This window comes from Dolichospermum planctonicum (genome assembly GCF_005402965.1).
In the GTDB taxonomy this organism is placed as follows: domain Bacteria; phylum Cyanobacteriota; class Cyanobacteriia; order Cyanobacteriales; family Nostocaceae; genus Dolichospermum; species Dolichospermum planctonicum.
In genome coordinates this window covers 45,127-57,694 of sequence record NZ_BJCF01000003.1, presented here as the reverse complement: position 1 = coordinate 57,694, position 12,568 = coordinate 45,127, and the positions used below count along the sequence as shown (strand labels likewise).

Sequence of the window (12,568 nt, the reverse complement as noted above, 5' to 3'; positions counted from 1 at the left end):
CCCATCATGTCGCAGTCCTCCTAGCTGTAAATAGAGTTTGATACCCTTGATCGGGTGAAAATTTGTGTTCTGTGGTCGTCACGTAGTAAAGACCGCTAAATCGCTTACCGATACCTTTAACTTCGATCACTTTGCCGATTCGTAAATCGGGATTCCCCAAACTACTTCCCTCCGCTATCACATAGGCGATCGAAATATCTCGAAATTGTCCTAAGGCCATTTCGTCGGCTTCTGCTTTTGTTGACATCGGTTGATCGACAATTGTGTTACTAGATTTTCCAAAGGTGCGGATCATCTGAGATCCTGTTTTATCTCCTCCCATTTTACTGTTTTCTTTGCCCACCCCCGCCTTACTCACCACAACTTCTTTGTCTTGAGGATTCCAACCTCTAACTTCTACCTCAGAAACTTGATTTAGACTACTTAAGCGAGGAAAAAATTCAACTAAATCCTCTTTATAAGTAAGTGTTAAAACCTTACCCGCAGAATTTTTATGGGGACGAAAATACAAATCTTTTTTGTCAACGACCACCTCATAACCAATGCGCTCGGCGCGAGTTTTTAAAAAATCCCAGTCAGTTTGATTATGTTGTAAGACGTATTCTAATTTTACCTTACTATCAGTAACTTTGGCATTCAATCCTCTGGATCTAGCAATTTGGCTAGCAATTTCACTATCTTTTACTTTGAGAAAAGATTTTGTCTGATTACCACGTAATAAACGATGGCGTAAATCATGGCCTCTCACTCCCAATACGGGTACTGATTCTTGACTAAATTCTGGTTCTAAAGCAGTAATTTCTCCCGTAATAATTGTTTTGAGATCCTTTGCATATCCCATTTGAATTTCTACTGCATTACCAATTTCAAATAAATTATTATCTGCCCAGGTTACTTTTTGTTTGACTAAATCCCAACTAACAATTTTTAATTCAAACATACTCGGTACTTCCAGATCTTCGGAAATAGATACTGAAATCAAATCGGCATCTACTTCAGGGGATAGAGAACTACCGTTAATTAAGATTTTTTTATTTGGGTTCAATAGGTCGGCATTACTTGGCATAGCTGATCTTAATTTTATGAATTTTGAAGATTATTATTAATTCGTAAAGGGGGAATTGTTAGCACCATTCCTGGATTTAAAATTCGAGGATTAATCAAGCGATTTTCTGCGGCAATAATTCGCCATAGAGAGGGATCACCATATTCTTCTGTGGCAATACTACTGAGACTTTCTCCCTCTTTTACAATCCTCACGGGATCATCAATCGGGTTGCCAATTTTGGCTTTTATCCCTGGTTCTTGCCACTCTTTAAACGTACAATCTAAGGTAGCACGAACAGGGGTTCCATCTTCAAGAAAGTGGGTTAGGGTTTTAGTGACACTTATTAAAAAACCATCGGGTAATAAAACACTGTCCTTTCCTGATATTGTCCCCCATACTAATCGGCATCGCGGAGGACGTTTTAAGTTGAGATTAACCTGTGCCAAATTGTAAATGAGTCTCGTATAATTTTGAACATTTTTATTGGGTTTTATCTCAAAGGTAGTATCAAAAAATAAATTAATACTTAGAGTTGCAGGATCTTCAAAAAAGTTATAAGTTCTTTTGTATTTATGAAATTCAACTCCACCTCCTGATTTAGTAACAGTAATCTGATTCGGGTTAAAGGGAACTTTGATCAGCAAAGGAAATTGACCAGGTTTTTGCCCTTTGCTTTTCTCGGCATAAATTTTTAATTTTTCTAAACTCATCGTTTTTGTCCTCTGCGTTCACTTTCGATTACTAAACGTCGCATGATTTTCCGCTCAACTTGATCGGCGATCGCCTCTAGATTAACTTTTGGTGGAGTGGTTTGCATGGGAGAAATTCTGGTTTCTGTGGGAGGAGATGATACCGCAAAAACTTTAGGAACTTCTGGACTCTGTTGTGGCGATTGCCTGTGAATATCAAAGTTAGTAGAACTGGGCAATGATGGAATTCTAGAAGCCAGGGGTAAGGGAGCCGCGATCTCTGGGCTATCAACCCTAGTTTTTACGTTAATTGTAGGCATTTTTGACGAATTAAATGGTGGCATGGGCAGTTGCTTTTGTATATTTTCTGAAGGGTACTGATGAGAAATTTTAACCACAGGTAATTTAATTTTTCTTTGCTCTAAGATCATCGAATCTATTAAAAATTCTTCAGTGATAGGTTCTTCTAAAGAGCGATTAAATCTTTGCTTTCTATTCTCAGAATAATTAATTAGGGAGGAATTGGTTGATGATATAGGCAGACTTAAAGGACGCTCTTGAATAGACTTATTTTCAGATAATAACTTAGAAGAATTTTCTGGTAATAATGGATTAACAATTAGATATTTTCTCTCCGAAAAATTAGAATTTCTATCAATAATTTTGGTAATCGCTAATGGATCTTCCCTTTTAAAACCATTATTTATCAAGGAATATGTCTGATTTGACGATAAAGAATTATCTATGATCGCTAATGGATGAACAGTTTGATGTTGGGTTAAAGAAATACTGTTTTTTTTGTTAATAGAATCAGAAGTTTCTGATTTAAATTTTCCAGTAATCATAGTAGATGAACTTGCGATCGCCTCTAAGGATTCTGAATTAGTCACTAGCGGCATTTCTATCGCGGGAGCAATTTCATTCCCTGTTGATGCTTGAATTACTATAGGATTGGCAGTATTAGGTTCTCTGTTTTCTGTCAAATAATTACTCGCTGCTGAGGGTGTTTGAGAAGATGCTGTTTTTGCTTGTATGGTTTTCTCGGTATTTGATGCTAAATTGTTAGTCTGATTGACTGTCAAAGTTTGATTATTTTCTGATTGTTGTCCGGGTGTTACAGGGGTAGAATTAATTGATAAAGGCATTTCTATCGCAGGAGCAATTTCATTCACCGTTGATGCTTGAATTACTATAGGATTGGCAATATTAGGTTCTCTGTTTTCTGTCAAATAATTACTCGCTGCTGAGGGTGTTTGAGAAGATTCTGTTTTTGCTTGTATGGTTTTCTCGGTATTTGAGGCTAAATTGTTAGTCTGATTGACTGTCAAAGTTTGATTATTTTCTGACTCTCTCAAAGCAGGTAAAGCATAAACAATTGGTACAGAGTCTACAGACATTTCATTAAGCCCTTGCCAACGCTGTAGATATTGACTTAATAGGGGTAAACGATTCAAAAAGCGATCGCAACGATCAATAATTTTTTGGCCAATATCCTGCTTAATAATGCCAGGTTGCTGACCTAAAAGAACTAACCGCTGCAACAACTGAGGATTTAATGAATCTTGCCAGTTTAATGAAGAATTTTCCATGAAAATACCTATCTTTCCTTAGTAATCCCTTGATGAACGAGTTCGATCCGTTCGATCGCAATTTCGTCACTACTAGCATTGAACGTTGGCCCTTCCCATTTAACGGGATAGGCATTTTTAAAAGTCCACGACAAAACGGGAATCCGTTGACTATTTAATAAAAGAATCGTGCCATTTTTTTGCTCAATAATGCCTTTACTGGTCGCTTTGTACCACGTAAAAAACAGATCATTACTGACTAATCCTCGTGTAAAAACGAGATTGGGATAGGTTGTATTTTTAGGAAATTGATGAACAAAACCATTCACTCCTCCTTCCTCATAGGATTCAAGCTTTATTTCACTGCTTAAGCCTGTTATCTCCGTAAATCCACCCTCGATCACTCCTCCGATTTCCACTTTAAAGTTGTAACTTTTATAAGGATCGTGTTCTTTTAAAGAACGATTCGATCCTTTCTTTAAAGCATCATTAAGTTTTGTAAATAGGGGATTCACTGCACGCTCCTTGAATTTAAGAATTGTTGAGTTGTTCGTTGATTCGTGCGACCTGGGCAACCCATTGTTGGCGATCGCGGTGTTCCATCATCATCACTTGGTCATGGGTCCAATGAAAATAGTAGGCAAGATAGGCTACCTCCTCCAGTAAACGCTCTGGGGGGTAGCGACTTACTCCCCCAGAGGAACGGTCTCCACTTCAAATTCCCCTTGGCAATGGGGACAGGCAACCAATAAACGACTATGACCATTTTGATTAATTCGTTGATAAAAATCCTGCAAATAAATCAAATCTCCCGAAAATAATTCTTCGATCACCTTGGTATTAATTTGCTCTAATGCTCCCAGTTTGGTAATTACCCGCGCTAAGAGAATAATGATCAAATAGCCTGGATTTTTTTGCACTCTGGGATCTCGTAGAGGGGCAATTTCATCCTGGGCTGTGGAGAGACGCATGGTTCCCTCACGGTGGAGATTTCCATGAGCATCCAGATACCCCTGGGGAAGAATAAAGGAAAATTCGGTTTGTAGCATAGATAATTATCAATTATTTAAGGCTGATTAACTGACAGTAATGCCTTCGTGAACTAATTCCAAGGTTTCGATTGCGACTTCATCGGAAGTGGCATTAAAATCGGGGGCGTTCCAGGTGGTTGGCCAACAATTTTCTAAGTTCCAACGTATTTTTTCTTGTCCCTGATTATCAGCTAAAATGATGGAGACGTTGCGTCGCTCTGCTGTGCCGTCCTGTAAAGTTTTATGCCATTTCCAGAGTTCTTGGTTATCGGTAATGCCGCGTTTGAGAGAAATGTTGCCGTAACTATTGAGGCCTGGAATTTGGCGTTGGGTTAAAGTTTTGTCCGTACCTTCTCGATAGGTTCCCGCTGCGCGGGTAGCCGTTAATCCGCTACATTCCCGAAAACCAGCATGGATAATGCCATCCCATTCCACCCAGAAATTATAGCCACTATAGGGGTCATGGGCATTAACAACGTTAGGCATGATTAGATCTCCGTATTGTTTAATAAATTTTAGTCGCTATCTTGGTTGATGATTTTATGCAAAATTATTTTGCTAATTTAGCAACCTAAACTAGGGCAATACTATTTCCCGTTTGTACCAAAAGAAGTTGAATAAATTCTCCTGGAATGGTAGGAGCTAAACCGATTTGTGCGATCGCTTTTCCCATTTCCCGACTTTCGGGTGGATTGGTGATTGCATCACATTTTACATAAAATGCTTGCTCGGTAGTTTCTCCCTGTAAGGCTCCTTGTTGCCAAAGAGATTCACAGTAAATGGTCAATTCTCGCTGTATGCGTAACCACAGGGAAAAATCATTGGGTTCAAATACAGTATCCCCTAAGTTGAAGTCAATCCAACGTTTAAACGTCAAAAAAAGACGACAGACATTGACATATTTCCATTCAGGCAAATCACTCAGGGTACGAACCCCCCAAACCCTTAGTCCCCGTCCCCGCAAACTACGAATGATATTAACCCCCGCTTCTTTTGCTTGATTGAGTTGGATTTGCTGCTCTGGTGTGAGGGAAAAACTGAGATCAAGAATGCCTTCAATGACTTGGTTGGCTGGGGCTGTGTGAACTCCACCCGTTCGGTCAGATTGGGCATAAATTCCCGCAATATGGCCACAGGGAGGAATGGGATTTTCTCGATTTTCAATCTTGAGCCAAGGCGCGTACAATGCCCCATGATTGCTAATTAATCCTTGTTTTTGCCTGTTTATGGCTTGAACCTCAGCACTATCAACAGCATCTAGAATAGCAAAGCGATCGCCCATTTTTTCACAATGGGATAGAATTTCCCGTTGCATTTCTAAAATATCCTGAGTATCACCCTTCACGATGTCGGGAGCGCAGACTAAATCAATGTTTTCGACAATTTCACTCGCTTCTAATCCCCTTTTCAAAGCATCTAGGGTATTATCGGGCAAAGGCATAACATAGCAAAGACGACCGCCATTTTCAAAAAAGCCTCGAACCGCATCCCCCAAATACCCATCTTTCTTAGGACTCAAAAATTGTTCAAACTGACCCAACAGAGTTAGTCGTTGAGGAAAATAAACTTTCTCCTGATCACCAGCAAGACCGAAAAAAATAGGAACTCCCGTGAGTAATTGGGCTTCAGGAGCAGGACTAATTTCCGTTAGATAAACGCCAGGAATTTTAGATTGGAGTTGTTGCATTTTATTCTTTAGTGCCAGACCACTGACTCAAACGAAAGATCACAAATTCAGCAGGTTTAACCGCCGCAACCCCGATTTCTATCACCACTTGACCGAGATCCCGTAGAGCAGGAGGATTATTCTCTGCATCGCATTTGACATAGAAAGCTTCCTGGGGAGTTGTTCCAAATAAAGCTCCTTTGCGCCATTCTAAAGTCAAGAAAGCAGAAATATTACGACGGATTTTTGCCCAAAGTTCAGGGGTATTGGGTTCAAAAACAACCCATTGCGTCCCTTTATCAATGGAGTCTTTCAGATAACAAAAATGACGACGAACATTAATATATTTAAACTCTAAATTTGCGTCACCGCCGAGGGTACGCGCCCCCCAAACCAGAATATTGCCATTGAGTTTACGAATAACATTCACGCCCTGGGGATTCAGCCTATCTTGCTTGGCTTTACTGATGTTAAATTGCAAATCCAAAGCACCCAGAAGAGGTACATTAGCTGGGGCTTTATGAACACCTCTTTCTCCATCAACCCTGGCATAAACCCCCGCAATATGTCCACTGGGCGGAACAAAAATGTTGATCTTTGTCGCAGGGTCGTAAACCTGTATCCAGGGAAAATAGAACGCCGCATAAGAGGTAAAGCCAGGCACTGTTGGCTTGGTTTCACTGCCTAAATCAGTAGCGGGCTGACAATCAAGGATGGCAATGCGATCGCCCATCTTAGCGGCATGGTCTTTAATTTTGCCAATAATATTCGCATCCGCTTGTCCGGGAGCGACAACAATACTGATTTCATCAATGGCTTCAAAATCATTCAAAACCCCATCTACATCCTTGGTATCGGATACCCAGGTGACATAGGCCCGAGTTCCGCCATTGCGAAAGAAACCATAAACCGCATGGGCAAAAATATTCTGCTCTGGATTGTCCTTGGTAAAATCCCCAAAAAATTGTTTAAATTCAGTGAAATTAGTAATTAATTTGATTTCACCTGATGAAACTGAAGTCCAGTAATCAATTATAATTTCGGACTTGTCAGGGGGAGCCGATGTAAATTCAATGTTGGAAATTTTGTCATTTGTTACATTGTTTAATTTAAATTCACTGTTTTTGGGTATTGATTCAGGCAAAGTAACACTTTCTTTGTCCGTCGCTACTGGGTAATTTTTCAGCGAAAAAATCTTCTTGTTACCATCCCCAACGCCTACTTTTTCCTGACTAATTTTGTTGATGTAATATCCAGCAGGGGACTTACGTTGAAAAATACCGATAAATCCAGCAACACTCGTTCCTGCTCCCGCAATCGGTGCAGAACCAGAAGACACCTCTTCAACATAGACACCCGGCGATAAATAAGTCGGCATGGCTTAAACTCCTGAGTAGTGTAGTTTAGAAAACTGTAAAATATTTTTGGGAGAAAGTGTTAAATCCTGCAACAAAATTTTACAATCTTTGGGTTTTATCCGGGTAAAATCCCTGATTTAATCAGAATAGCGTCATTAAATCCTCAATTTTAGTATCATCAACGACAATACACTACTTAGGTAATATCCTCGAAATCTTAACATTCAACACTTCTGATATGGGCTATCATACAAATCCAAGATTAAGCTTCCCCGGTTTTCTAAACCGGGGATTTCTGAAGAGTCCACAAACGAACTTTCTTAGGCTGACTTAAACAGCCTCTATGGATTCCGCTAAGATCAATTCCTAGCATCACCATTACTTTTCTCAAGATATTAGCAGCACCATTAGCATCTGCATTAATTTTGAATCCATCAGAAGTTTTATACACCCCACGACTAACTCGTTTCCCAGTCGCTTTCCACCCCAGGGGTTTTTCACCGAATTTAGGCATATTATCACCGCCGAGAAACGATGATTGGGAAGTATATGATTCTTCTGTTTCCATAAAATCTATTCCGTATTGTTTACATAGTTGAGCAATACGGTCTTTTAATTTTGCTGTGGGAATTTGGACAAACTTCTGATTATTTTTAGCACCTAAGTCAATACCATCTTTCTGTCCTTTATTCCATCCAAAAACAATAGTACCAATTTTGTTGTCAATGCAGTGGTTAACGACTATCCTTGCGGCTTTATTCACTGCATTACGCATTTGTCGGTTTCTTTTTTCGGTAATAGCAGTTAATCTATTAGTCCAAAATCCCTGCGGTTTATCGCTTTTAAGTTTAGCTACTGATTTGTTGTACCACTGATTTAAACTTTTTAAATGAATTCCATCAACAATAAATGATGTTCCTAGATTAGAAACACAGGTTAACCAGTTGTTTAGCCCATGGTCAATCCCTAAAACATTTTTCTTGTCAACATCAGACCTTACTTCATTTACTTGATAGACTCCGCATAAAATTGTCTATTTCTAGGCAGAATACGTACTTCTCTGATTGATTTAAAGTCAAGATTAGATGGTATGGGCAAATAAAAACAATCCATGTTAAACCATGCTTTAACTTTTGTTCCCAAAGGAAATCTAATCATCCCATCAATTAACTTTAATGACCTGCCAGTAAAAGTAGCCACGGTCATCACGCTTTTACAGGAATTAGGTAATTTTGGTTTCTGGGAAACTTCACCTTTCTTTGCAGTTTTAACTAACCCAATGTACGACTTAAAAGATTCAGATACACTGGCCAATATTTGCTGGGAAGTATCAGAATACAATGCCTGGTAATGAATGTTTTTCTGATAAGTTCCTAGTTGCTTGTGCAAATCTGCTCTACTAGGAATACAACCAGTTTGAAAATACATCTGTCTGGAATAGTAAACACCGCAATTTATCAGCTTTTCAGCTTCTGTACAAACGTATTCTAAAATTGCTGTTTGATTAATATCAGATTTAACGAGAACTTGTTGACATCCGTACATTGTTCGACCTTCAATGTTTATTGATTTAAAAAGTATAGCTGAGGTATGATTCACTTGTCAGATGTTATCAAAAGATATATCGAAGATCGGCATCACGGTTAATTATCACAGCGAATAAATTCGCCGTTGGCACTTCCTCCACTGTCTAAAGCCAACTGGCTTCCGTGCCTTTTTTGCGATTTTCTTGTGATTGAACATCCTAGACAATAATCTCCGACAAACTCAAGACGGCTAAAATTAACCAGATGAGTTTTTCTGCTGATTTCTCTGGACACTAGAACTCTCTAAGGTGACCTTGCTTGTTTTTATTAATGGCACTTCTTCTTGTTCATCATCAACAACATAAGGGACGGGAATTGTTACAGTACAATGAATGGAAGCCTTGGGTTTTCCTCCTATTGCTTGCCAAAATTCACCTAGATTTTGAACTTGTCCAGATCGTAGTGAGATAATAGGTACGGGCAACTCTTGTTTTTTTAGTGTTCCCTGCAAAATTGTAGATGGAATATAACGAGATCTCACCAAAATTTGCATAATTTCTCCAAGTATTTGATGTTCATAGAGAAAAGGAACTTGATTACTATCGTCACGATTAGATTGAGGTCTATTAGTCCAAACAGTAATTAAATAAGAACAATCAACCCTAGTTGAAGCAAAAACTCTTTTTGAAACTCCTTCTGCTTTCATTGACATATCCCAACTTCTGACAGAACTACGCAGTTCAACATTTTCTCGTATATCATATAAAAAAAGGTTGATAATAGTTCCTTCGTTTTCAAGATCCTGACTAGGTGGCTCAAAACTAATTTTATAACCACGTTGGTCTATCACATCATTTTTTAAATTATTACTTAATAGTAATTTTAAGGTTTCATCTAAATCTTTTAACATCGCTTTAACTCCTTTTGCCTAAAGTGTCATAATTAAAATCTTAGGTGATTTTCTATTAAATAAAACCTAGATACTTCTTGACTAAAAAATAATATTTACCATATTTATTTACCATATTATTTATTATTAAATTTTTTTTAAAAGTTTCAAAGCTTTAATTGGTAAAAACTAAACTCAGTTATATCCCATGAGCAGATTTATTACCGTGAAATATAATACAAGAAAATATAACATCATTCTTCAGATCAAAGCTTACCCCTTACAAAAATTTACATTTTTAAGAATTGATAGCCCCTGAGGGTGTGACGAAATCCTTTCAACCAATTATGCAGTCAGGGTTTTGAACGTTGGCGCTATGAAAAAAACACAAAAATCAGACTTGTGGGTTTTGGTTTTTACTCCAGTTGTTGATATTTGTAAAGTAATATTACAAACCTTGGAAAAATATTGAGAAATTGCTCACCTGGCAAACATAGCTTTAAGGTAGTAGCTATAGAAGAGAATTAAGGCCAATTTATAAAATGAACAAAAATAATCTTCAAAACTATCGGTTTGCTTGTACCTTGACCTTTGGTGATATATATGGCCAAATTATTATTTGGTTAATTACCATTACCATTAGTTTAGCATCTGCGTTAGCATTAATGGGCGCGAAACGACCTGTTTACGCTTTGGCTACGGTGGGTCTTGTGGTTCTCCTGTCTCTGCCTTTTTTACTTTTTGCCTTTGTGACAACTCTATTAAATAATATTGAATTGAATGCTGTAGAGCCGGAAACAAAGACTGAATCAACATAAACCAATGATTTGACCTGATTTGACTACAAAACCCTATTACCCTGTCTCTAGCAGGGCTTACGCAACTGGCATAATAGATAAAATCGTAGTCAGGAATTTAGTTCTATCTTTAGACCTGAATACAAACAAACGATGATAACTTTTGATAATAACTTTTTGTGACAATTGCGTAAGTCCTAATCAAGGACGGGGAATTTTTTGATCATCTTTTATCATCTTTTATCATCGGTGATTGACAATGCTAGAACATGATGTAATTATTGTTGGTGGTGGTTTGGCTGGATGTCGGGCTGCGGTGGAAATCGCCCGCATTGACCCTAATTTAAAGGTGGCGGTAGTTGCTAAGACTCACCCCATTCGCTCTCATTCTGTGGCTGCTCAGGGCGGTATGGCCGCATCTTTGAAAAATGTTGATGATCAAGATTCCTGGGAAGCTCACGCTTTTGACACTGTTAAGGGTTCTGATTATTTAGCGGATCAAGATGCAGTGGCAATTTTAACCCAAGAAGCACCAGATGTGGTGATTGATTTAGAACATCTAGGGGTGTTGTTCTCTCGTTTACCTGACGGTCGCATTGCTCAACGGGCTTTTGGTGGCCATTCTCATCACCGTACTTGTTATGCTGCTGATAAAACCGGTCACGCGATTTTACATGAATTGGTAAATAATTTACGCCGTTATGGTGTCCAAATTTATGAAGAATGGTATGTAATGCGTCTGATTTTAGAGGACGGCCAGGCTAAGGGTGTGGTTATGTTTCATCTTGTGGATGGAGATGTTCAGGTACTACGAGCAAAGGCTGTGATGTTCGCTACAGGGGGCTATGGTCGCGTTTATAATACGACCTCTAATGATTATGCCTCCACTGGCGACGGTTTGGCAATGACGGCGATCGCTGGTTTACCTCTACAAGATATGGAATTTGTTCAGTTTCATCCCACTGGGTTGTATCCGGTGGGGGTGTTGATTTCCGAGGCTGTAAGGGGTGAAGGAGCTTATTTAATTAACGCTCAAGGGGATCGGTTTATGGCTAATTACGCCCCCAGTCGCATGGAATTAGCCCCTCGTGATATTACCTCACGGGCGATCGCTTATGAAATCCGTGCTGGTCGTGGTGTAAATACTGATGGTAGTCCCGGTGGTGCTTTTGTCTACCTGGATTTACGCCATCTGGGTAAGGAAAAAATTATGAGTCGTGTTCCTTTCTGCTGGGAGGAGGCCCATCGTTTGGTTGGTGTGGACGCTGTAACTCAACCTATGCCGGTACGTCCCACGATTCACTATTGTATGGGTGGTATTCCTGTTAATACTGATGGTCAAGTCCGTCATAGTGCTGATGGTTTTGTTGAAGGCTTTTTTGCCGCAGGTGAGACAGCTTGTGTCTCTGTTCACGGTGCTAATCGTCTCGGTAGTAACTCTTTATTAGAATGTGTAGTTTATGGCAAAAGAACCGGAGCAGCGATCGCTAATTATGTCCAAAATCGTCAATTACCATCAGTAGATGAAGCACGGTACATCAGGGAATCCCAGGAAAAAATTCAAGCTTTAATAGCACAACCTGGACAATATCGAATTAATCAAATTCGTCAATCTTTTCAAGATAATATGACTGAATATTGCGGCGTTTTTCGCACCGCAGAATTAATGGGTCAGGGTTTGGAAAAAATAGCTGAATTACAACAGCAATATTCACAAATATACTTAGATGACAAGGGAAAAAGCTGGAATACAGAATTAGTTGAAGCCTTAGAACTACACAGTTTAATGGTAGTAGGACAAACCATTTTAGCGTCGGCCTTAAATCGTCAAGAAAGTCGTGGCGCTCATTTCCGAGAGGACTTTTCTCAAAGGGATGATGTCAACTTTCTTAAACATACAATGGCTTATTATTCATCAACAGGTATTGATATTCAATACCGTCCAGTCACAATCACTATGTTTACACCAAAGGAGCGAAAATATTAATTAAATTAA

General features: G+C 39.0%; 13 protein-coding genes and 1 pseudogene. 2 read left to right on the top strand and 12 right to left on the bottom strand.

Translation table 11 applies throughout. From position 1 onward, the window contains the following. Positions 1 to 4 precede the first annotated feature (4 nt). The 12 genes and pseudogenes from FFO06_RS02295 to FFO06_RS02250 form a co-directional block, all read right to left on the bottom strand. Positions 5 to 1,066, bottom strand: coding sequence for a phage late control D family protein (locus FFO06_RS02295; RefSeq protein WP_137906584.1), 1,062 nt, complete (start codon positions 1,064 to 1,066; stop codon positions 5 to 7). A 14-nt stretch (positions 1,067 to 1,080) separates the two neighbouring features. Further along, positions 1,081 to 1,758 (bottom strand): CIS tube protein, encoded by a 678-nt coding sequence (locus tag FFO06_RS02290; protein WP_137906583.1) that lies wholly within the window; start codon positions 1,756 to 1,758, stop codon positions 1,081 to 1,083. Then, positions 1,755 to 3,326, bottom strand: coding sequence for a hypothetical protein (locus FFO06_RS02285; protein ID WP_137906582.1), 1,572 nt, complete (start codon positions 3,324 to 3,326; stop codon positions 1,755 to 1,757). The genes FFO06_RS02290 and FFO06_RS02285 overlap by 4 nt, the downstream gene beginning before the upstream one ends. 8 nt (positions 3,327 to 3,334) lie before the next feature. Continuing rightward, positions 3,335 to 3,820: a phage tail protein gene (locus tag FFO06_RS02280; RefSeq protein WP_137906581.1), complete on the bottom strand. Its 486-nt coding sequence runs from the start codon at positions 3,818 to 3,820 to the stop codon at positions 3,335 to 3,337. A gap of 16 nt (positions 3,821 to 3,836) precedes the next feature. After that, a pseudogene (locus tag FFO06_RS22420) lies at positions 3,837 to 3,974 on the bottom strand (DUF6760 family protein); the annotation flags it as partial. 17 nt (positions 3,975 to 3,991) lie between these two features. After that, the gene (locus FFO06_RS02275; RefSeq protein WP_137906580.1) at positions 3,992 to 4,354 is read right to left on the bottom strand and encodes a phage tail assembly protein; all 363 of its coding nucleotides are present in this window, start codon (positions 4,352 to 4,354) and stop codon (positions 3,992 to 3,994) included. A gap of 27 nt (positions 4,355 to 4,381) precedes the next feature. After that, the gene (locus tag FFO06_RS02270; RefSeq protein ID WP_137906579.1) at positions 4,382 to 4,822 is read right to left on the bottom strand and encodes a phage tail protein; all 441 of its coding nucleotides are present in this window, start codon (positions 4,820 to 4,822) and stop codon (positions 4,382 to 4,384) included. 85 nt (positions 4,823 to 4,907) lie between these two features. Beyond that, a complete protein-coding gene (locus tag FFO06_RS02265) occupies positions 4,908 to 6,023 on the bottom strand; it encodes a phage tail sheath family protein (RefSeq protein ID WP_137906578.1) in 1,116 nt (371 codons plus the stop codon). Between the two features lies 1 nt (position 6,024). After that, a complete protein-coding gene (locus FFO06_RS02260) occupies positions 6,025 to 7,380 on the bottom strand; it encodes a phage tail sheath family protein (RefSeq protein ID WP_137906577.1) in 1,356 nt (451 codons plus the stop codon). Positions 7,381 to 7,640: 260 nt separating this feature from the next. Then, on the bottom strand, positions 7,641 to 8,324 hold the full coding sequence (locus FFO06_RS22415) for an RNA-guided endonuclease InsQ/TnpB family protein (RefSeq protein WP_306420167.1): 684 nt from the start codon (positions 8,322 to 8,324) through the stop codon (positions 7,641 to 7,643). Positions 8,325 to 8,365: 41 nt separating this feature from the next. Then, positions 8,366 to 8,905 (bottom strand): hypothetical protein, encoded by a 540-nt coding sequence (locus tag FFO06_RS22410; RefSeq protein ID WP_306420161.1) that lies wholly within the window; start codon positions 8,903 to 8,905, stop codon positions 8,366 to 8,368. Positions 8,906 to 9,142: 237 nt separating this feature from the next. Next, the gene (locus FFO06_RS02250) at positions 9,143 to 9,796 is read right to left on the bottom strand and encodes a Pvc16 family protein (protein ID WP_137906576.1); all 654 of its coding nucleotides are present in this window, start codon (positions 9,794 to 9,796) and stop codon (positions 9,143 to 9,145) included. 521 nt (positions 9,797 to 10,317) lie between these two features. Between FFO06_RS02250 and FFO06_RS02245 the strand changes: the two genes are divergently transcribed. Both FFO06_RS02245 and FFO06_RS02240 read left to right on the top strand, forming a co-directional pair. Further along, on the top strand, positions 10,318 to 10,593 hold the full coding sequence (locus FFO06_RS02245) for a hypothetical protein (RefSeq protein WP_137906575.1): 276 nt from the start codon (positions 10,318 to 10,320) through the stop codon (positions 10,591 to 10,593). Between the two features lie 238 nt (positions 10,594 to 10,831). After that, positions 10,832 to 12,559, top strand: coding sequence for a succinate dehydrogenase/fumarate reductase flavoprotein subunit (locus tag FFO06_RS02240; protein ID WP_137906574.1), 1,728 nt, complete (start codon positions 10,832 to 10,834; stop codon positions 12,557 to 12,559). Positions 12,560 to 12,568 lie beyond the last annotated feature (9 nt).

Bases quoted from the DNA above. Each gene is read 5' to 3' on its own strand.
- FFO06_RS02270 (WP_137906579.1), bottom strand. From the start codon at position 4,822: ATGCCTAACGTTGTTAATGCCCATGACCCCTATAGTGGCTATAATTTC.
- FFO06_RS02285 (WP_137906582.1), bottom strand. From the start codon at position 3,326: ATGGAAAATTCTTCATTAAACTGGCAAGATTCATTAAATCCTCAGTTG.
- FFO06_RS02275 (WP_137906580.1), bottom strand. From the start codon at position 4,354: ATGCTACAAACCGAATTTTCCTTTATTCTTCCCCAGGGGTATCTGGAT.
- FFO06_RS02295 (WP_137906584.1), bottom strand. From the start codon at position 1,066: ATGCCAAGTAATGCCGACCTATTGAACCCAAATAAAAAAATCTTAATT.
- FFO06_RS22410 (WP_306420161.1), bottom strand. From the start codon at position 8,905: ATGTACGGATGTCAACAAGTTCTCGTTAAATCTGATATTAATCAAACA.
- FFO06_RS02265 (WP_137906578.1), bottom strand. From the start codon at position 6,023: ATGCAACAACTCCAATCTAAAATTCCTGGCGTTTATCTAACGGAAATT.
- FFO06_RS02260 (WP_137906577.1), bottom strand. From the start codon at position 7,380: ATGCCGACTTATTTATCGCCGGGTGTCTATGTTGAAGAGGTGTCTTCT.
- FFO06_RS02250 (WP_137906576.1), bottom strand. From the start codon at position 9,796: ATGTTAAAAGATTTAGATGAAACCTTAAAATTACTATTAAGTAATAAT.
- FFO06_RS02245 (WP_137906575.1), top strand. From the start codon at position 10,318: ATGAACAAAAATAATCTTCAAAACTATCGGTTTGCTTGTACCTTGACC.
- FFO06_RS02240 (WP_137906574.1), top strand. From the start codon at position 10,832: ATGCTAGAACATGATGTAATTATTGTTGGTGGTGGTTTGGCTGGATGT.
- FFO06_RS02290 (WP_137906583.1), bottom strand. From the start codon at position 1,758: ATGAGTTTAGAAAAATTAAAAATTTATGCCGAGAAAAGCAAAGGGCAA.